Annotated in this window: 16 protein-coding genes; 2 read left to right on the forward strand and 14 right to left on the reverse strand. The window is 66.0% G+C overall.

Going from position 1 to position 20565, the window contains the following annotated elements; translation table 11 throughout:
• Positions 1-10: 10 nt before the first annotated feature.
• The 12 genes from AC58EF_RS13560 to AC58EF_RS13615 form a co-directional block, all read right to left on the reverse strand.
• A complete protein-coding gene (locus AC58EF_RS13560; RefSeq protein WP_497276876.1) occupies positions 11-451 on the reverse strand; it encodes a hypothetical protein in 441 nt (146 codons plus the stop codon).
• Entirely contained in the window at positions 448-1356 is a 909-nt protein-coding gene (locus tag AC58EF_RS13565) for an alpha/beta hydrolase (protein WP_497276877.1), read from the reverse strand. The genes AC58EF_RS13560 and AC58EF_RS13565 overlap by 4 nt, the downstream gene beginning before the upstream one ends.
• A 14-nt stretch (positions 1357-1370) precedes the next feature.
• Positions 1371-2681 carry a glycoside hydrolase family 1 protein gene (locus tag AC58EF_RS13570; RefSeq protein WP_497276878.1) on the reverse strand — a complete coding sequence of 437 codons (1311 nt, stop codon included), beginning with the start codon at positions 2679-2681 and terminating at the stop codon, positions 1371-1373.
• A 26-nt stretch (positions 2682-2707) separates the two neighbouring features.
• Positions 2708-3547, reverse strand: a complete 840-nt coding sequence (locus AC58EF_RS13575) for an alpha/beta hydrolase (RefSeq protein ID WP_497276879.1) — start codon at positions 3545-3547, stop codon at positions 2708-2710.
• A complete protein-coding gene (locus AC58EF_RS13580) occupies positions 3547-4536 on the reverse strand; it encodes an MBL fold metallo-hydrolase (protein ID WP_497276881.1) in 990 nt (329 codons plus the stop codon). Before AC58EF_RS13580 ends, AC58EF_RS13575 begins: the two co-directional genes overlap by 1 nt.
• A gap of 81 nt (positions 4537-4617) precedes the next feature.
• The gene (locus tag AC58EF_RS13585) at positions 4618-6954 is read right to left on the reverse strand and encodes a TonB-dependent receptor (RefSeq protein WP_497276882.1); all 2337 of its coding nucleotides are present in this window, start codon (positions 6952-6954) and stop codon (positions 4618-4620) included.
• Positions 6955-6991: 37 nt separating this feature from the next.
• Complete coding sequence (locus AC58EF_RS13590; protein WP_497276883.1) at positions 6992-7822, reverse strand: fumarylacetoacetate hydrolase family protein; 831 nt, start codon at positions 7820-7822, stop codon at positions 6992-6994.
• The gene (locus tag AC58EF_RS13595; protein ID WP_497276884.1) at positions 7822-8730 is read right to left on the reverse strand and encodes a VOC family protein; all 909 of its coding nucleotides are present in this window, start codon (positions 8728-8730) and stop codon (positions 7822-7824) included. The genes AC58EF_RS13590 and AC58EF_RS13595 overlap by 1 nt, the downstream gene beginning before the upstream one ends.
• The gene (locus AC58EF_RS13600) at positions 8727-9158 is read right to left on the reverse strand and encodes a GlcG/HbpS family heme-binding protein (protein WP_497276886.1); all 432 of its coding nucleotides are present in this window, start codon (positions 9156-9158) and stop codon (positions 8727-8729) included. The genes AC58EF_RS13595 and AC58EF_RS13600 overlap by 4 nt, the downstream gene beginning before the upstream one ends.
• Positions 9155-10654, reverse strand: coding sequence for a bifunctional 3-(3-hydroxy-phenyl)propionate/3-hydroxycinnamic acid hydroxylase (locus tag AC58EF_RS13605; RefSeq protein WP_497276887.1), 1500 nt, complete (start codon positions 10652-10654; stop codon positions 9155-9157). Before AC58EF_RS13605 ends, AC58EF_RS13600 begins: the two co-directional genes overlap by 4 nt.
• A 16-nt stretch (positions 10655-10670) precedes the next feature.
• Positions 10671-11906 carry an amidohydrolase family protein gene (locus AC58EF_RS13610; RefSeq protein WP_497276889.1) on the reverse strand — a complete coding sequence of 412 codons (1236 nt, stop codon included), beginning with the start codon at positions 11904-11906 and terminating at the stop codon, positions 10671-10673.
• 79 nt (positions 11907-11985) lie between these two features.
• Positions 11986-12882 (reverse strand): LysR family transcriptional regulator, encoded by an 897-nt coding sequence (locus AC58EF_RS13615; protein ID WP_497276890.1) that lies wholly within the window; start codon positions 12880-12882, stop codon positions 11986-11988.
• 170 nt (positions 12883-13052) lie between these two features.
• On the opposite strand from AC58EF_RS13615, the gene AC58EF_RS13620 reads away from it, so the two are divergent.
• Entirely contained in the window at positions 13053-16010 is a 2958-nt protein-coding gene (locus AC58EF_RS13620; protein ID WP_497276891.1) for a TonB-dependent receptor, read from the forward strand.
• 206 nt (positions 16011-16216) lie between these two features.
• Here the strand turns inward: AC58EF_RS13620 and AC58EF_RS13625 are convergent, their stop codons facing one another.
• Positions 16217-19144 carry a DUF2339 domain-containing protein gene (locus tag AC58EF_RS13625; RefSeq protein WP_497276892.1) on the reverse strand — a complete coding sequence of 976 codons (2928 nt, stop codon included), beginning with the start codon at positions 19142-19144 and terminating at the stop codon, positions 16217-16219.
• A gap of 107 nt (positions 19145-19251) precedes the next feature.
• Here AC58EF_RS13625 and AC58EF_RS13630 point away from each other — a divergent pair, with 107 nt between their 5' ends.
• Positions 19252-19857, forward strand: a complete 606-nt coding sequence (locus tag AC58EF_RS13630; protein WP_497276893.1) for a TetR/AcrR family transcriptional regulator — start codon at positions 19252-19254, stop codon at positions 19855-19857.
• 1 nt (position 19858) lies between these two features.
• On the opposite strand, the gene AC58EF_RS13635 is transcribed toward AC58EF_RS13630, so the two are convergent.
• Positions 19859-20560: a YoaK family protein gene (locus AC58EF_RS13635; RefSeq protein WP_497276894.1), complete on the reverse strand. Its 702-nt coding sequence runs from the start codon at positions 20558-20560 to the stop codon at positions 19859-19861.
• Positions 20561-20565 lie beyond the last annotated feature (5 nt).

Raw genomic sequence — 20565 nt, forward strand, 5'->3', positions numbered from 1 at the left:
ATCCTCTTGTTCAAACGGGGCGGTCCGACGACAGAAGCCGCCGCAGCGCCAATGTTGCGACCAGCGCACCGAGCGCGCCGCCATAGGCGATCTTGATTGTGAGAGCCGCCCCCCAACCGATAGTCGGAAGGGCAGCCGCGCCGATCGAAAGGGCGAGTGCGCCGCCCAGAAGGCCGCCCGCCAAAGCGAACAATGCGGCACGGATCAGGATAGCGCGCAGCGCTGGCGCGTTGCCCAGCCGCTTGCGTGCGATCAGCGCTGGGACCAGCGCGCTCATCAGTGCGACAGCGATGCTCTGGGGTATGAAGTCCAGTGCCAGATTGTCAGGTGCCGCCCAGGTTAGCGGATGCGGGGTTGTGCCAAAGACGCCGAGGAAAAAGGCGAGGCTGAGCAAGCCATTGATGACGATGCTGATCCCCGCTTCCCGCCGGATCGAGACGGGCTGCGTCATTGCCCGGCCTTTCCGTTCAAGAGGCCGCGCATCTCCATCCATGACAGATATTGCGGCAGCACCCCCATGGTCGTGGTGCCAGGCTTGCCCATGCCGAACCCATGGTCGCCGCGCTCATAGGCATGGAGTTCCACCGGCGCACGGGCGCGCCGCCAGCTTTCGACCAGCGCATAGGAAGGGTTGGGGAACAGGCCGTCGTCATTGGCGATGGCCGCGAACATCGGCGGGGCGTCGGCTGGCACATCGCGCGCGAGCATCGGTCCATAGACATAGCCGATAAAGGACGGGCGGTCGCCCCCCTTCCCCTCCAGCGCGGCGTTGAGCGTGGTCATCGCCCCCGCCGAAAAGCCGATCATGCCGACCCGCTGCGGATCGACGCCCCATTTGCCGGCGCCGCCCCGCACCAGCTTGAGCGCGGCCAGCGCGTCGAGCGTGGCGCGCGGTTCGGTAATGCCCGGCGCGGCGGTGGGATCGCGCAGCGACTCCGCCATGCGCTTGCCCATATAGGCAGAGGCTTCGGCCGTGTCGGCCGGCGTGGGATTGAGCCGATATTTGAGGACGAAGGCGGCAATACCATGATCCGCCAGCCAGCGCGCGACATTCCAGCCTTCATGGCCCATCGCCAGCAGCATGAAGGCGCCGCCGGGCGCGACGATCACCGCCGCGCCGGTCGCCTTGGCCGGATCGGGAAGCACCGGCGTAAGCGTCGGCACGGTGACGTTGCGGACGGCCAGATCCTCGCCGAAACGCACCCAGTTCTCGGTCGATGCCTTGGGCGCCTGCATGTCGGGATAAAGGGGAATGGCGTCCGGTTCGGTCGGTGCCTGGGCGGGCACCGGCGCGGGCATCTGGGCGACGGCCGGCGCAGCGAGGAAAAATGCGGCGGCAAGAAGGAGACGCTTCATGGTAAACTGTCTCCTTACAGGGCGTTGCGGCGTGCGATCGCGCCATAAATGGTGGCGCTCGGCTTGGGCGTGCGGACGAAGGTCAGCGGATCGACGCTGTGCAGGCCGAATTTGGGTTTATAGCCGAAAATCCATTCGAAATTGTCGAGCAGCGACCAGTGGCAATAGCCCAGCACCGGCACGCCATCGTCCATCGCCTGTTTGAGGCCGGCGAGCGCTTGCGGGATGAATTGCGCGCGGATGGCGTCGTCGTCGCTGCCCACGCCATGTTCCGACACCAGAATCGGCACGCCGGTCGCCTCATGGGCATAGCGCACCGCGCCTGCCAGCGACGGCGCCCAGACCTCCGTGCCCGACCAGTTGACCGTCGATCCCTTGGGCGCGGGCAATCGGCCCTTGTCGCTCCAGAGCGCCCGTTCATAATTCTGGACGCCGATGAAATCGTCGCCCTTCGCGACATTCAGCCATTCGCCATATAGTTCGCTGCGCATCCGGTCGCGGATCGACGCCTTGCCCACCGCCTCATCGTCCATCATGGCGAGCGAAATGCCGACCGGCAGGTCGGGCCGTACTCCCTTGATCGCGGCTTTCCCTGCCTTGTGCGCGGCGAGCAGCCCCTGTTGCAGCGCGGGCAAATCCTCGACGCCCGCGACATTGGCGCTGACGAATTTGGGCACGCCCAGCCGCTTCGCCGCCGTTGCCAGCGTCAGTTTCTGAATGTCCCAGACCTGCGGTGGCAGCATCGGCTTCAGCAGCAGCAGGATATTGGGTTCGTTGAAGGTGATGACGCGGTCGATCCCCTGCCCCAGCGCGCGGGTAGCCTTGTCGCAATAGCGGGCGAAGAGCGATGCGCTTTCCGGATTGGTCCAGCCGCCTTGCGCGCTGAACCAGCGCGGCGCGGTGAAATGGCTGTAGGTGACGATGGGTGTCAGGCCGCGCGACCGGCAGCCATCGATAATCGCCTTGTAGTGATCGAGCAACGCTTGGCTGAACAGCCCCTTTTCCGGCTCGATCCGCGCCCATTCGATGCCGAAGCGATAGCAGTTGAGACCCATTGTCTTGGCGAGGTCGAGGTCGGTTTCCCACAGCGCGAAGCTATTGCAGGCGTCGCCCGAGGGCTGACTGAAGACGGTGGGCTGCTGGTTTTCCAGAAACCAGAGGTCGCTGGCGATATTGTTGCCCTCGATCTGATGCGGCGCGGTGGCCACACCCCAGAGGAAACCCTTGGGGAAGGCAGGATCGGCGGCCTTGCGCGCAGCGGCAGCGAAGGCGGGGACAGCCATCAGCGCGGCGCCGGTAGCCAGAAGGGTTCTGCGGTCCAGCATGTTTTCCGTCTCTCCTATTCTGATTGTCAGGCGGTGGTTTCGCGCACGAAGGCGCAGATTTCGTCGGCAAGCCGCCGGTCGGCGGTGCCCAGATGCATGGCCATGCTGTAGTGATTATGGCCCGAATGGATGAAGGCACGCGGCATGATGCCGTGACGATCGAGCCGATCCTGCATCAGGCCCAGAAATTCGGCCTGAAAACGGGGCGGGTCGAACTCCGCGCAGGCCAGGAATAGCGGCAGCGCCGTCGCGGCGACCGCCTCCCGCGGCATCCTGTCGGGATAAAGCGCCTGATCGCCATAATAGAGCATGTCGCGATCATCGAGCGGCGTATAGCCATAGAGGCCCGAGAGCAGGATGGCGGCGCGAATGTCGCTCGTCCCCGCCGACTTCAGATAGCCCGCCACATGCACCGCCCCCGCCGATGTGCCCATCAGCACGATGCGATCGGGGTCGCCGCCATGCTGCGCGGCATTGTCCTTGAGCCAGGCGACCACCGACGCGACATCCGCCGCCCCGGCAGGCCAGACATATTCGGGCGCGAGCCTGTAGTTGACGACAACGCCCAGAAAGCCCGCCTGCGCCGCCATGCGGCCGACATTGGCGTTCGACCAGTCGGCCGCGCCGCCCTTGTCGCCTTTCAGGAAGCCGCCGCCATGGACGAAGACGAGGATCGGCGCGGGACCGCCCCCTTGCGGCCGGTAGAGATCGAGCCGGTGACGTTCATGCGGACCATAGGCCAGGTCTATGGCGCTGGCCGGCACCAAAGTCGCCAGATCGCGCTGCTCGGCATCGAACAGCGCGCGGCAGCGGGCGAGCACGTCCGGCCCCAGCCCGGTTCCCATCGCCGCAATCGCCTTCCGCATCACCGGCACCCCAGGGCGAAGCTGGACAGGTCGCGCGCCAGATCGACGGGGCCGGCATAGGCCTTGCCGATGTCGGCGCGCAGCGACGGTTCGGATTCACCGAGAAGGCCGGGAACGGCATAGTGGGTCAGGACCACCCTGCCCACCTTTGCACCGGCAGCCATCTGCCCGATGTCGGCCGCGAGCAGATGATGGGTGGACAGATGTTTCTGCATCAACGCGAGCATCTCCGCCGACGCATCGACGCGGCGCTGGCGAATCTCCTTCATCAATCGCTCCAGATCGATCACTTCGCTCACCAGCATGTCGCTGCCTGTTGCCAGCGCCGTCACCGCAGCGCTTGGCCCCGTATCCCCTGTATAGGTGATGCTGCGATCGCCCAAGGCAAAGCGGTAGCTGAGCGAGATATTGGCCGGATCGGCTTTGCCATCATGATCGAAATGGCTGTTCGCCGCCGCCTTCACGGTCACACCGCCGTCAAGAGTGATGCTCTGACCGTCGCGCAGTTCCACAGCGCGGACCGATCCGTTGGGCGCGGGCGGCAGTGCGCCAAGACCGAAACCGATCCGGGCGGGCGGCGCCATGGAGGCGACGATGCCGTCGACGACCGCCTTGATGCCGGGCGGCCCGTAGACGGTCAGTTGCCCCGGAAACTGGTTCATCCAGCGCAGGCCAATGACCGCGCCCAGGCCGCCGCTATGGTCGAGATGAAGATGGCTGATGAAGACGGTGCGGATCAGCCGCATGTCCATGCCGATGCGGGCAAGCTGGTTCACCGTGCCGTCGCCGGTGTCGACCAATATGGTCTGATCGCCCGCGACGAACAGGTTGGACGGTTCGCTCCGGTCGGCCGTCGGCACAGGACCGCCGGCCGTTCCCAACGTCGTCCAGCTCAGTTGCGGGCAGGCCGAAGCGGCAAGCGCCGGCTCGATTGCCGCACTAGAAAGTCCAAGGGTCGCCGCGAAAAGCATCCAGTGTCGTGCCGCCACGCATAGTCTCCCGTCACGGCATGTCGCTGCACGCCGGTATGATTTTGGACGGGGCGGCCCGCACGGGCCGCCCCCGCATCGTCAGAAGCGCATTTCCGCCGACACGCCCAGAGTGCGGCGCCCTTCGCGGGTCAACCAGTTCACCCGCCCGCCCGGATCGCTGAACGGCAGGCCGATGACGGCCGACTGGAAGCGCTGGTCGAGCAGGTTGCGGGCGAAGACGCCGATCCGCCAGTTGCCGTCGGGATGGCCGATGCCGGCGTTCAGGCCGATCGTTCCATAGCCCGGCTGGTCGGTATAGGCCTGCGCCGCCGCATATTGCACGCGGCTGCGATAGTAGAAGTTCGCCGACCAGTCGAAGGTCAGACTGTCGTTGATCGGCAACCGCACGTCCGCGCCCGCGGTGGCGCTATATTTGGGTGCGCCCGACAGTGGCTCGCCCGCCGCCTGCACCAGGCTGGTCGTGCCGTCGAGATAGCAGGTGTAACCGCTCTTCACGATGTCCGGGCAGGCCGTCACATAGTCGGTGAACTTCGTGTCGGAGTAGGTGAAGGAGCCATTGAGCGAGAATTCCGGCGTCACGCGCCAGGAAGTTTCGATCTCGAAGCCCTTGGCATCGAAGCCACCGGCATTCTCCGTCAGGAATTCCAGTCCGTTGAACACCGACGTCTGGAGATTCTTGTACTTGTCGAAGAAGACGTTGGCGTTGAGCGTCACGGCCTGATCGAACCATTGCGACTTCACGCCGAAGGTGATGTCGCGCACCGTCTGCGGCCCGACATCGACCTTCTGCCCGGTGAGGCCCGAGAAAGTGACCGTCGGCCCCAGATAGCCGCGGGCGATGGTGCCATAGAACATCAGGTCGCGATCGGGCTTGAACTGGAAGCCGAAACGGCCGGACCAGTCGCCTTTCCTGGTCGATCCCGTCGCCAACGGCCGCGCCTCATAATAGTTGACCTGGCCAGCGACCGGCGGCCCCGGGGGGCTGGGGGGATAGGCGGGATCGATGATTGAGAAGGTCGACGATTTCACCCAGTCATATTGATAGCGCAGCCCGCCGATCACCGCGAACTGCTCGCTGACGTTGAACTTGCCGTCGAAGAAGGCGGCCAACGAATCCGACCGGGTCTGGGTATTGCTCTGCCCGGCCGAGATGCTGACGATGAAGGGATTGAAGGGCGCGGCGGGGCGGAGCTGGGCGCGGTTGAAATCATTGTCGTCGCCGACCTTGCGACGCGAACCGTAGACGCCGGACGTGAATTCCAGCGCGCTGCCCGACGGGGAGGTAATGCGCAGTTCCTGCGACAGGAAGCTCTGGTCGACACCGGTCTGCTGGGCGGTGAAGACAGGGACGCTGCTGCCGTCGATGGCGAATATCTGATCGCCCTCGTCCAGTCGCCGCCAGGCGGTGATCGAGGTCAGATTATAGTCGCCAAGACCAAGGTTGATTTCCAGCGATGCGCCATAATTCTGCTCGCTGGTGTAGCCGTCATATTCCTCGGCCGACTTGGTGTTATCGAAACCGGGCACGATGCCGAGCGCGCCCAGATTGCCGAAGCGCGCCGCCATCAGCGGATTGGCGAAGCTGGGCAGGCGGGCCAGCGTCCAGAGCTGGCCGGGGCCGGTCCGGTCGATCTTCGAATAGTCGCCGATCAGGTAGAAGCTGAGCGTGTCGCTGGGTTCGAACAGCAGCTTGGCGCGCGCGCCATAGCTTTTCTCCGCGCCCCAATCCTTGTCGAGCGTCACATTCTGCAGGAAGCCGTCGTTGCGGCGGTAGAAGCCGAACACACCGAGCGCCGTGTTGGCGCTGAGCGGCAGGTTGAGGTTGCCGTTCACATTCACTTCGTTGAGTTCGCCATAGGAGGCGAAAAGCTTGCCGCCCATCTTGTCGAAGGTCGGCTTCCTGGTTGTGATGTTGACGACGCCGGACGAGGCGTTCTTGCCGAACTGGGTGCCCTGCGGTCCCTTCAGCACTTCGACCCGTTCCAGGTCGCCCAGGCTGTTGATGGGATTGCCGAAGGGAATGACGACATTGTCGACGACCGTGCCGACATTCTGTTCCGACGAGCTGGAAAAGCCGCCGGCCGTGCCGACGCCGCGCAGGCGAAAGCCGCTGTCGTTGGGCGAGGTGCCGAACTGGACGCCGGAGAACTGATATTGAATGTCGGTCAGGCGCTGAAAGCCGCCCTCGGCCAGCTGGTCGCCGCCGATCGCCGACACGGCGATGGGCACATCCTGCAAACGTTCGGCGCGACGGGTTGCGGTAACGACGATGTCGGCGCCCCCGCCGGCCGGCGCATCGGCGGCCTCCTGTGGCGCCCCGGCGTCTGCGGCGGCATCCTGCGCGAAGGCTGGTGCGGCCAGCGCGATGGCGCTCGCACCCGCGAGCATCGCGATGGTCTGGTTGAACTTACGCATGGTTACTCCTCCCCTTCTTATGAATTGGGTCGATCGGTTATTGTTCGTCGATGATGCGGTTGGTGAGTGTGCCGATGGTGCCGATGCTGACTTCCACCTTGTCGCCCGCCTTCATGTAGAGCGGTGGATTGCGCTTATCCCCCACACCGCCGGGCGTGCCGGTGGCGATGACGTCGCCAGGGCTGAGCGGGGTGAAAACCGACACATATTCGATCACGGTTGGGATATCCCAGATCATGTCGCTGACCGGCTGATCCTGAAGCAGTACGCCGTTGAGGCGGGTCTGGACGCGCAGGGCATCGAGGTCTTCGATCTCGTCGGCCGTGACCAGCGCGGGGCCGAAGCCGCCGGTGCCGGGGAAGGTCTTGCCCGGCGTGAACTGGATATTGTGGCGCTGCCAGTCGCGCGCGCTGCCGTCGTTGAAGGCGGCATAGCCGGCCACGTAATTCCACGCATCGGCGGCGGCGACCTTGTGGCAGGGCTTACCGATGACGACGGCCAGTTCGCCTTCATAATCGAAGCGGGTGGTGACGGCTGGCTTCACCATCGGCTGGCCATCGGCGATCAGGCTGTCGGCATAGCGCACGAAGATGGCCGGATGTGCTTTCTGCTCGCGGCCGGTTTCCTTGACATGCTCGGCATAGTTGAGGCCGACGCAGAGAATCTTGGCGGGATCGGGGATGACCGGCAGCAGCACGATATCGGCGGCGGCGAAGGAGGCGCCGTCGGTCAGGCTGGCAAGACTGCCGTCGGTCAGGGCGGCCTTCAGGCTGGGCGTGGCGTCGGTCGCCAGTTCCACGATCGTTTCGCCATCCAGGCGGCCAAAGCTTGGGGTGCCGTCGAGGCGGCGGAAGCTGACATAGCGCATCAATGATTGTCCTCTGTAGGGGCGTCCAGCGGCTGGACCTGCCAGTCGCGGCGATGGCGGAATTTCTCCTCGGCGGCGCGCAGGCCGGCGAAATCCTTGTCGGACATGCCCCACTGGTCGATCCGGCCTTCGGGCCAGGTCCAGTCCTCGGGCGCGCCGGCCTTATAGTCGTCGGGCACTTTCTCGACCGCGGTCGAAAATTCGATGACGGGGCCGAAGGGGGCGATGAAATAGGCGAAAACATTGGCGCCGGGGCCATGGCGGCCCGGTCCCCAGGCCGGGACCATGCCATGGTCGCGCAGCCGGCCGATGCCGCGCATCACCGCGTCCATGTCCCCCATCTCGAAGGCGATATGGTTGAGCGACGCGAAGCCGGCGCGAGCGAAGGCCGTCGAATGATGCGAGTCATTGCAGCGCACGAAGACCATGCCCTTGGTCCGGTCCGACACGCGGAAGCCCAGAGCGTCCTCGACCAGATGGCCGGTCGCTTCGGCATCGGCGCTGTTGAAGACGACATGGGTGAGCTTGACCGGCAGGTCCGCGCCCTCCATTGGCGCGACGTCGGACGCATCGACCAGAAAGCGCAGCAATTCGCCCTCGGCCAGCTCGACGATGATGCCATGGCCGCCGCCCGGATCGTCCGAAACGGTCGGCGTCGCAGGCAGGCCGGCGGCGGTGACGCTGCGCTTCAGCTGCTCCAGCCGGTCGGCCGCGCAGACGAAAGTGGTCGAGCGGACATAAGCCTGCGCCGCCTCCTCCAGCGCGACCAGATAGGGATAGCTGCCCGATCCGCGCAGATAATGCGTGTCGTCCACCACATCCGCCGGAGCCATGCCCCATATGTCGGTCAGGAAGGCAGCGGCCTCTGCCGCGTGGGGCAGCGCCAGTTCGATGCTGCGCAATTTCATTTGCTGTCTCCGTGGGAAAGGCCGGCGGCCAGAATGCCCGCGATGGCGCAGGCTTCGTCGCAGTCGCCGGTGTCGCCGCTGATCCCGACGGCGCCGATCACCGCACCATCCACGTCACGGATCAGGACGCCGCCGGGGGACAGAGCGAGCCGTCCGCCGGTGGCGGCGACGACGCTCTGAAAAAAGGCGGGGTTATGGGCTGCGCGCGCGGCGATGACGCGCGTGTCGGCACCCATGCCCAGCGCGCCTGTCGCCTTCGCCTTCGCGATGTCGAAACGGAACAGGCTGGCGCCGTCCTCCCGCACCGTGGCGAGCGGATGGGCGCCCGCATCGAGCAAGACGATGGCGAGCGGCTGGGCGGCGTCGGCGCGGGCCTTGGCCAATGCGGCATCGATGATGGCGCGCGCCCGGGCGAGGGTCAGGCTCATGCGGCGATCTCCCGATGGGCAGCGCCGGCGATCAGGGCGTTGCGGCGGGCGATGAGGTCGCCGCCCTTGCCGGTGCCGAAGACATAATGGTCGGGGCGGACGAGCACGGCGTCGGCCTTGCGATCGGTCAGCCAGTTCGCGATCGCGCCCTGATCGTCGAGCGCGGCGATATCGACGACCGTCACGTCTCCGCCCTCGACCTTGGTCCGGGTGAAGAGGCGCCAGCCGCCGCCCGTCACATCGTCGAGCAGTCGATCGCCGACGCGCGGCTGGACGAAGCGCTCGCCCGCGCCCGGCGTGCCGACCGCGACGATGCCGGTGGCGATGGCAGGGATCAGGTCGGCGGCGGTGCCATGCCGGGCGTTCCTGGCGGCTTCGCGCATGGTGGCGTCACGCTCGGCCGCCGCTTCGGGATCGAGCATACAGATATAGCGGCCTGCGCCCACCGCGGCAGAGATGACGGCGCGGACATGGGGGTCGCGCTCGGGCTGGTAGCTGTCGAGCAGGGCGTCGGGCGCCCGCCCCTTCAGCACCAGGTCCAGCTTCCACGCCAGATTGGCGGCGTCGCGCAGGCCGTGGCACATGCCCTGGCCGAAAAAGGGCGGCGTCTGGTGCGCGGCATCGCCGGCCAGAAAGACGCCGCCCTGCCGCCACCGCTCGGCGATCAGTCCATGGAAGCGATAGGTCGCCGCACGCACCACCTTGTGCGGAACCCCGGAGAGATAGGGCGAGACGAGGGCGGCAACCGCATCGGGCGCCATCATCGCCTGGTCGTCTTCGCCCGGCAGCAGCATGAATTCCCAGCGGCGATGATTGCCCCGCCCCGGCACAATGGTCGCGGGCCGGGCGGGATCGCACATCATCACCGACAGTTTCTGAAGGTCGGCATCCTGCGGCACGCCCCAAAGATCCGGGAAGCGGACCGGGCCGTCCACCTCGGCATCGACCACCAGCCAGGGCTCCTCGAAATCGAGATCGTCAAGGCGAATATCCAGCGCCTTGCGCACCGCGCTGCGCGCGCCGTCGCAGGCGATGACATAGCGGGCCTGCTCGGTGCGGCCGCCCGACAGGCGCAGGGTGACGGCCTCATCGTCCTGCTTCAGCCCCTCGAACCCGACACCGAGTTGGACAGTCACATTGGGATAAGCGGCGAGCGCGTCGCGGAGATGATCCTCCAGTTCGGGCTGGTAGAAGAAATAGTCGTTGGACCAGCTATAGGGGCGCGGACGGCCGACCGTGCCCATATAGCGGATGACGCCATGGTCGGCCCCGACATGCAGATGCCCCTCGGTATCGCGCATGTCGGACACGACCCGGTCAATGACGCCGGCCGACTGGAACAGGCGCATCATTTCATGGTCCAGATGCACCGCGCGGGGCAGCGGATAGGGATGCGCCTCCTGCTCGACCACCAGGATCGAGGCGCCGGATTTACCAAGTAAATTGGCCGCAAAGGCCCCCACCGGCCCGCAGCCGATGATCGCAACGTCGAACATGAAAGCGTCTTTCCGGTCAGGCGGTCACGGGTTGGGATGCAGGGGATTTGTGCATCCGCCCGCCCAGCATGATCATCTTGATATTGTTGCTATCCTGCATGATCCGGACATCCTGCGTCGGATCGCCGTCGACCAGCAGCAGGTCGGCCAGATAGCCCGGCTTCACCTGCCCCACATCCTGCCCCATCAGCTCGCCGCCCAGCATGGTGGCGGCGCTCAGCGCTTCGGCCGCGCTGAAGCCATAATAGGTCACGAAATGCTCCAGGTCGCGGGCATTGCGGCCATGGGGGTTGAAGGGGAAACCATAATCGCCGCCGGGCAGAACGCGCACGCCGCGCGCCTTGAGCCGGGGCACCAGCATCTTTTCCCGTTCCAGCCGCTGCGCGGCGCTGGCCTTCATGGCGCTCATGTCGATATGCGGCGGCGGGCTGGCCTCCAGCGCGGCGACCGAGACGCCGGGACCGGGGGCGTAGAAAATCTCGTCCTTCTTCGCCGCCATCGCGTCGATCGCGGCATCGTCGGCGAAGGAGCAATGATAGAGGATGCGCGCGCCCGCTTCGAGCGCCAGGGCGATGGCGCGGGGCGTATAGGCGTGGGTGGCGATCCAAAGGCCAGCCTCTTTCGCCGCCTCGCCCGCCGCCTGCATTTCCGCGTCGGTATAGAGAATATCCTGCGACGAACCGGGCTTGAGCGCATCTTCGCCCGAAATGACCAGCTTCAGCGATTTCACGCCTTCGGCCGCGCAATAGGCGACGAAGGCGCGCATGGCGTCGGGACCGCGGCCGTTAAACACATCGCCGGTTTCGACCCCCTCCTCGCCTTCCGGGCTGCGCTCCAGCGTCGAGGGGACAAGGCGCGGGCCGGGCGTTTCGCCCGCCTCGATGGCGCGGGCCAGTTCGGGTTCGATCCGGTCGCCCAGCGCGCCCGCCGAATAGAGGCTGGTATAGCCATGGTCGAGCAGCACACGCGTATTGCGCCAGGCGGCGACCTTCAACTCTTCGGGCGGCAGGATGAACTGGTGATAGATTTTCTCGACCGAACTGCCCCAGGTGAGATGGGTATGGGCGTCGACCATGCCGGGCATGAGCGTGGCGCCCTGCCCGTCGATCACGCTGTCGGCTTCGACTGCGGCGATGGCCGCCTCGTCATAGAGGACAGCGGCGATGCGATCGCCTTCGACCAGCACCGCACCGGGTGCCGGGAGGCTGCCCGTTCCGTCGAAGATCGAAATGTTGCGGATCATCTGCCGCACGGCCTGCTCTCCCGAATGCTCTGTCGGGATGCTTATGCGCCTTCTTTGCACCAAAGAAAAATAATGATTTTTGGTATCATCATAGGTTGGAGCTATGGATCAGAGCGTCCAGCAGCGCCTGGCCCAGCCGCGAAAGGCGCCCCCCCGCCATGCGGCGAATGCCGACGCTGCGGGGAAAGCCGGATTCGCGGATGCTGATCGCGCGCAGCACGCCGATCGACAGTTCGGCCGACGCGACCTTCATCGGCAGGATCGTCACCCGGCTGCTGCCGCGCACGATCGCCTTGGTGCTGAGCAGCGAGTCACAGCGAATCGCATCCTGCGGCACGGGGACGTCGGCGACCATGAACAGGGCGTCGATCTGGCGGCGAAAGGCGCCGCGCGCTTCGGGCAACACCCAGCGCATCGCCCCCATATCGCGCAGCGACAGTTCGGCGGGCAGATGATCGTTCCGCCGCCCGACGATCAGCGCGAAGGGATCGCGCGAGAAGGTCATTTCCTCCAGATCGTCGGGTGCCTCCTCGATGCCGGTGGTGACGAAGGCCAGCTCGATCTCGCCCGCGCGGAGCATGGCGGCCAGGTCATGATCGGCGCGTTCGACGACATGAAGGGTGAAGCGCCCCATCCGGTCCTCCAGCCGCCGCACCGCGTCGGGGAGCAGGCTGACCAGCGCGCCGGGCGTGCCGCCCACCCGAAGCGGCCCGGTCACGCCCTTGCGCGCCAGCTGCATTTCCTCCTCTGCCTCGCGCAGTACGGAATCGATCGTTTCGGCGCGGCGCAGCAATATCTCGCCCTCGACGGTCAGGCTGATGCCGGTGCGGGAGCGTTCGAACAGCGTCGCGCCCACTGATTGTTCCAGCTGCGCGATCGCATTGGAGACGGACGGCTGGGAGATGTTGAGCAGCCGCGCGCCGCCGCTGATGGAATTGGCGCGGCACACGGCCAGGAACATCCGAAGGGCGCGGGGATCGATCATCTGCCGTGCATCGCAGAGGACAGGTCCATAGACAATGATCGCCGCACATACGCCGCCGTCCCTGTTTCATCGGCTTAACCGCTCCGTTCGTCTCCCGGCACGGTGCGGGAAGGATCAAAGCCCTACCCGACCCGTTAAATATTTCCGAAAAAAAGGTCCGAGGGGAAAAAATGAGGGGATTCCGAACGGCTTATCTGGCCGCCACGCCGTGGCTGCTGGGCACGGCCATCTGCACCAGCTTCGTCCTGATCGCGCCCGCGTCGGCGCAGACGACGACGGGTTCCATTCGCGGCGCCGTGTCCGTCGACGGCAAGCCCGTCCCGGGCGGCGAGGTCAGCGCCCGCAATCTGGCGACAGGAGCCACTCGGCGCGCCGCGATCGGCGCGGGCGGGCGCTACGTCCTGTCCGGGCTTCAGCCGGGCAGCTACGAGATCGACTATAAGGCGACCGATGGCGCGTCGATGCGCCAACAGGTGACGATCGGGGTGGGCCAGGTGGCGACGCTCAACGCGCAGATCCGCACGGCCACCCCCGCCCCCACCCCCGCCGAAAGCCAGCCCGCAACCTCCTCCGGCAGCAACATCGTCGTCACCGCAGCGCAGCTTGTCGAGACACGCACCTCGGAAATCGCGACCAACATTTCCACCCGCCAGATCGAAAATCTGCCGCAGTCGAGCCGCAATTTCCTGAACTTCGCCGACCTCGCGCCGGGCGTGCGCTCCAGCAACAGCGAAACGCGCAAGACATTCTCGTCCGGCGGGGTCAGCCAAAGTCCCAATGGCGAGAGCCTGGCCGCGCCGCAGGTCAATGTCTTCATCGACGGCGTCAGCCTCAAAAGCAACGTCCAGCAGGGTGGCCTGGTCGGACAGGACAGCAGCCGGGGCAATCCCTTCCCGCAGGCGGCGGTGCAGGAATTTCGCGTCCTCTCCTCCAACTTCAAGGCTGAATATGAGGATGCCGGAACCTCCGTCATCACCGCCGTCACCAAATCGGGCGGCAACGACTTCCATGGCGAGGCCTTCGGCTTCTACCAGGACGCCGGATTGCGCGCGAAGGACTATTTCCAGAAGAAGAACGACCTTGCCGAACCCGAATATAAGCGCAAGCAATATGGCGCATCGCTGGGCGGGCCGATCATCAAGGACAGGCTGTTCTTCTTCGTCGCCTATGAAGGCAATGACGAGGATCGGGCGCAAAATGTCCTGATCGGTCAGGCGGACCCGGCCAATCTGGAGCGGTTCGGCCAATATCAGGGCAGTTTCCTCAGCCCCTTTCGCGAGGATCTGGGCTTTGCCAAGCTTAGTTGGCAGGCGAGCGACAACGACCGGATCGAACTGGCCGGCAGCATTCGCAAGGAAAAGGAGATTGCCGGCTTCGGCGGGCAGGTCGCCTATGACGGCGCCTCGGTCAACCGCAACAAGGTCTATACCGGCAATCTGCGCTGGACCCATGACAAGGGCGATTTCCTGAACGAGGCCAGCATCGACTGGCTCTATTATGGCTTCACTCCCTCCCCGCTGAACCCTGATCTGGTCGGTCAGGATTATGAGGGCGTGATCCGGCTGGGCGGCGGATCGACGGCGCAGAAGGTGGTGCAGAAGGGGCTGACTTTCCGCGACGCCGCGACCTTCTCCAATGTCGATTTTCTCGGCGGCAGCCATGTCATCAAGGTCGGGGCCAAGCTGTCGCTCCAGGATTATCAGGTCACGAACCGGCTGAACTTCAATCCCGTCTTCAATTACCGGATCAGCGCATCGCAGGGGCTGGACTATGGCCTCCCCGCCGAAGCGCGGCTGGGCACCGGCGATCCCACGGTGCGGGCGAAGAACACTCAGATCGGCCTGTTCGTGCAGGACGATTGGGAAGTGGACGATCATCTGACCGTCAACCTCGGCCTGCGCTGGGATTATGAAACCAACGCCAAGAACAATGATTACGAAACCTCGCCCGCCGCGATCGAAGCGCTGCGATCGCTGGAAGCGCAATTGGCCGGGCAGCCGGGCAACAGGTTCCGCGCCGACGACTATATTTCCACCGGCGACAACCGGAAGCCATATTGGAAGGCGTTCCAGCCCCGTATCGGCCTGTCCTACGACATCAAGGGCGACCAGAGCACGGTGGTCTTCGCGGGCTATGGCCGCTATTATGACCGCACCCTGTTCCGCAACGCGGCGGAGGAGGCGCTGCTCGACCAATATGAGGTGCGCACCTTCTTCTTCTCGCGTGACGGACAGCCGCGCAACGGCCAGCCGACGATCCAATGGAACGACGCCTATCTGAGCCGCGACGGTTTGCAGGGGCTGATCGATTCAGGGATCGCGCCCAATGGCGAGTTGCGCGTTATCCGCAACGACACCCGTCCGCCCAGCACCGACCAGTTCAGCGTGGGCATCCGGCAGAAGGTCGGCGTGGTGCGTACGTCGCTCAGCTACACCCATATCAAGGCGAAGAACCAGGTCGGCTATACCCCGCTCAACCGCAGCACGACGCCCAACGCCAACGGCTTCTACGATACGATCGTCGTGCCGGGTTACGGCACTGTCGTCGGCTTGACGCAGGCGCGCGCCAGCAAATATGACGGCATCTTCCTGACCATCGACAAGCCCTATAGCGAAGCCAGCCCATGGTCGCTGAACCTGGCCTATACCATGGCCTTCTCCAAGGAGCGGGGCTACGCCTTCAACTTCGATTTCCCGCGGGTCGAGGAACAGCCCTACCGCCCCAATGCTGGCAATGAACGGCATCGCGTCGTGCTGTCGGGCATGGTCGACCTGCCCTGGGGCATACAGGCGTCGACCCTGATGCAATGGGGATCGGGCCAGCCCTATCAGGTGATCGACCAGAGCGCGGGCGAAGGCGTCAACCAGATCATCGCCAATACCGGCAAGACCAGGGATTTCCGGCAGGTCGACCTGCGCCTGACCAAGACGGTGGCGCTGGGCGGCGGCAAGCAAATCCAGTTGATCGCCGAAGCCTTCAACATCTTCAACCGCGCCAATTTCGGCGGCTATGACGGGTTCATCCCCTATCCGGTGAACGATCCCGACGGCAATCCGAACTTCGGCACGCCCAACAGCCTGGCCGGCCCGCCGCGCAGTTTCCAGTTCGGGGCGCGGTTCCGCTTTTAGGGAGGACTATCCGGCCTACGTCCGTTCGTTTCGAGCCCTTCGCTGAACGACGAACAAGGGCGCGAAACGCCGTTTTCCCAACAATGTCAGATCCACGCCCCGTTATACCATCGTGCTCGGTCTTCGACCGATCACAAGCGGGTTTCGCTCAAGCGCCGCGCGGGCTTGACCAAGGTTTGATGAGTCAATCTCATCGAACCTTGGTATTAATCGGCGTCGGCCCGCAAATGGCGGCTGCAGAGCCAGCCGATGCCGATCAGGCTGAAGCCCAGCGCCAGGAAGGAGGCGATGCGCAGCAGTCCGGTCAGGCCCGATGCGTCGAGCAGGAATACCTTGGCCACCGCGCCCAGCATCAGCAGCAGAGAAGCGATCCGCCAGTCGCGCGCACTCCGACGGATACCCCAGAGCAGGAAAATAATGGCGAGCGCGATGGCGAGCACCGAGCGGCCAATATCCTCTCCGGCGGACAGATGCGGCAGGTTCAGCAGCGATCCCTCGAACAATTGGCGCAAGGTCGTGAAGGCGAAGAGCAGGATCAGGATCATGCGCACGCCGTCGACTGGCCGGGCGAAACGGGCGGCAAGGTCGGGCGCCATCCGCCCGGCCAGCGCCAATGCACCGAGCGGCAGCCCGAAGGCAGGGACGACAAGGCTGAGCAACGGCACGCCGCCCACGGCCTGACTCGCCCAGAGAGGATTGTGGAGCAACAGGCTGTAACCGATATTATGCGCCAGCGCAGCGCCGACGAGCGCCAGTCCCGCGTCCCGCCGGCCGGCAAAGCGCCATGCGGCCCAACCCGTCCCGAGCAGCAGCGCTTCCCAGAGCGTGCGTTCGGCAAGGCCCGCGCGCACGAAAGCGACGCTGTCCGCGATCCCGAACAATTGCTTGTAGAGGATATGCACGGCAACCCCGCCCAACAGGATGCTCGCGCCGGCCGCGACCCGGCGCGCGATCGTGCCGATCACCGGGCCGCCGCACAGCGCCGCGATCGCGATCGACGCGGCCGGCAAGGCGAGACGGCGGAGCATATCGCCCATGGCGGGCAAGGCGCTCGCCAGCATGGGTTCGTCCAGCAGCGAGAGAAGCGCCTGGCCGCTCCAGAGCCCCAAAGGCTGCGCCGCCCAGAGCAGGATGAGGACCAATAGGGCGCCCAGCGCAGGCAACAGCCGTTGCGGCGGCAGGCGGCGCGCGGCCTGCGCCAGCAGCGGCAGGCCGAGCGCGGCGATCGGGGCGAGCCAGATCATCGGCGCAACCTGGGCAACCGCGCCATAGGCGGCGAGCACAGCGGCAGCCTGCGCGACGAGACGGCCTTCGCCGAAACGTGCGCGCCAGGCATAGAGAGCTGCGACGATCGCGACCGCGCTCCAGCGGAGCAGCGCGGACAGGGAGGCGACGATCGCCCCCTCCCCTGCGAGCAGCTTCAGTTCCGACAGGCCGCGATCGCCCGACACCAGCATGGCGAGCGAGACGAAGGCGAAGGCCCAGCCGCTCCATTCGACGCGCCGGTCGTCCGCGCGTTCGGCGAGCAGCAGCAGCCCGGCCGCCACAAGAGCGACGATCACCGGCAAGGTCCAGCCGGCAAGGCCAAAGAGACCGGAGACGGCCAGCAGGACGGCGGCGCTCGTCGCCAGCAGCGCGAACCGGACATCGTCACGCCGCGCCGGGTTGCGCCAGCCAAGCAGCATGGCGAGCGCGGGCAGCGCGGCCGTTGCGAGAGCGATCAGGGCGAAGCGCAGATCGTCGGCCGGAGCGCCGCGATGGAAATGCAGCGCAGCCACGGCGAAACCGCCCAGCGCCACCGCTGCGACCTGCCCCGCCTCGACCGGGCTGCCGCCCGGACGCCAGAGCCGCCACATCGCCGCGCCGCCATAGATGGCTGCCATCGCGAGGACGACGATAATGAAAGGCAGAGCGGCGGGGTGCGGCCAGGCGCCGGCCAGCAGCAGCGCGACCGCCAGGCCGATGGGCACCATCCGGCGCAGCGCCGGTTCGCGCCCGCTCAGCCAGATAAAGGCGACCGACAACAGGCCGAACAGTCCCCAGTGCAGCAGCGCGAAGCCGCCGGTCGCAACCAACGCCGCCATCTGCGCCGACGCGACCACTGCCGAGACCGTCCGCAGCAGCGTCGCCCGGCTGCCTGAGAAAGCGAGCAGCGGGAAGCCGATGCCGATCGCCAGGATCAACAGGCCCACCGACAGCGACGCCGCCAGATCGAGCGCGCCCGTCAGGATCAGCAGGCTGCCCCAGCCCGCGCCGCCGACCAGTGCCCCGACGCCCAGCCACATCCAGCGCTGGGTGCGCGACAGGGCGCACAGGCCGCCGATGGTGAGCGCCAGATAACAGGAGAGCAGCGGGATATTGGGCTCGGTCGATCCCGCAAGCGCCGGGGCAGCGAGGCCGCCGACCAGCCCGAGCAAGGCGCTGGGCGCGCCGAAGCGCAGCGACAGGCCCATGGCCAGCGCGGTGACGGCGGCCAGGCCCGCAAAGGCGGTTGCCGGTCCGATCAGATGATAGAGATTGGCCGCCGCCAGGATCACGGCATAGAGGGTGGCGATGCCAGCCCCGGCAAGCGACTGGCGCACCCGCGGATCGCGCAGCCAGTCTTCCTGCCGCAACGCGACTTCTGCGCCGCCGATCAGGACGCCGCCGAAGAGCAGGCCCAGCAGGACGCGCACGACCGGTGAGAGCAGGCCGGAATCGATCGAATATTTGACCAGCAGCACGCCCGCCACCGCCAGCGTGACGCCGCCCGCCCAGATCGGCAGGCGACGACCGAACAAATCCTCGAACGCAAAGCCGTGCGATGGGGACGGCGCGACGTCCTGCTCCACCGGCAGAAATTCGACCGGAGTTTGGGCCAGGGGCGCGGGCTGCGCTTCGGGTGGGGCCGGGCGTTCGGCATTGGGGGCCGGCGTTGTGATATCGTCTGACCATGGCACGCGACGCACGACCGCGGCGGCCCGGCGGGGGGCTTCGACAGCGCCCTCCCGCACGATCGGGTCCGGTTCTTCATCCGCCGGCATGGTCATCCCCGTCGCTTCGAGCAGCAGGAGGCGCGCCTCCATCTGCTTCACGCGCCGACGGGTATCGAACAGCACGGCACCCAGCAGGATCAGAAGCAACGCAACCAGCATGACTCACCCTTCCCCATCATTTCCGGATACGGCTTGATAGATTTTAATTGAACGCTGATCAATTAAAATATTAGACAGTGTTCAATTAAATTTCTAGGACGCCTGCCATGGGCAGGAGATCCGACCATAGCCGCGCCGAGCTGGAGGCGCTGATTCTGGAGGAAGGCCATCGCCTGATAGCGGAAGTCGGCTTCGCCCGCTTTTCCGCGCGGGAGGTCGCCAAGCGCATCGGCTATGCGGTGGGCACCCTCTATAATGTGTTCGGCAGCTATGACCTGCTGCTCGCCGCGATCAATACGCGGACCTTCGAGCAATGGACGGCGCATCTGGAGGACAGGCTGACCCGGCCTTCGACGGACCGTATCGCCGCCCTGGTGGAGGGCTATTTCAGCTTCGCCGCCGGGCATATGAATTTGTGGACGGCCATATACGATCATCGCCTGCCCGCCGACATGGCCATGCCGCAGGCGCTGGCGCAGCGGCGCGCGGCATTGACCGACGTCGTGGTGCGCGAAGTCGCGGCGATCCTGCCGCCCGAAACGAAGGATCGCGCGCCGCGCCTTGCGCGATCGCTGGTCGCGACCGTCCATGGCCATTGCACCTTCGCCCTGAACGGCAGCTTCGCCCTGCTGGGGGAAACGGCCCCGCTGGAGATGGCCATTGCCCGTGTCAGGGAATCGCTGGCCGCGGCGGGCGCGACGATCGTAAGCTGACTCAGCCGGCGACGAGTTGCCGGGCTTGCGGATGCAACATGCAGGCCAGCGTCCCCGCGAGCACCAGCGCCCCGGCCAGCAGCAGCGGCAGGACCAGACCGCCATGCAGGACCAGCCATGCGCCCAGCCCCGCGCCCAGCAGGATCGCGACGACGCTGCCGATGCGGCGCGCCATATTGGGATTGCTGCCCCCCGCCATGGTCGAATCCGCCGCCAGCCCGGTGAGCGTCAGCGTCAGAACCGTCGTGGTGAGATCGGGTATCTTGAGCTGGCGGACGGTGGCGTTGCGAAAGCCCATGGCGAGGCCGGTCAGCGCGATGATCGCATAGAGGGCGGCGCCGGGCGACTGGCTGGCGATGTCGAAGCCGGTCGCGACCCCCGCCGCGATCCAGAGCAGCGCCGCCTCCACCAGCGCGGCGACCAGCAGCCATCGCCGCAGCGGCAGGCCGGCATGGCCCTTCCCCACCCGGCCGGCGACCAGCGCCCCGATCAGAAAGGCGGCGATCGCGGCGAGATAGGAAGCCGCATGAAAACCCGGCGTGCCGACGGCGGCGAAACCCAGAAAGACGATATTGCCGGTCATGTTGGCGGTGAACACCTTGCCCAGCCCCAGCACGCTGATCGCATCGACCAGGCCGGTTGTCACGGACAGGAGCAGCAGGAGCCAGGGCAGCGGCGAGGTCGAGGCTTTGGGAGCGGTCATGGCGA

This window comes from Sphingobium sp. WR1, assembly GCF_059693745.1.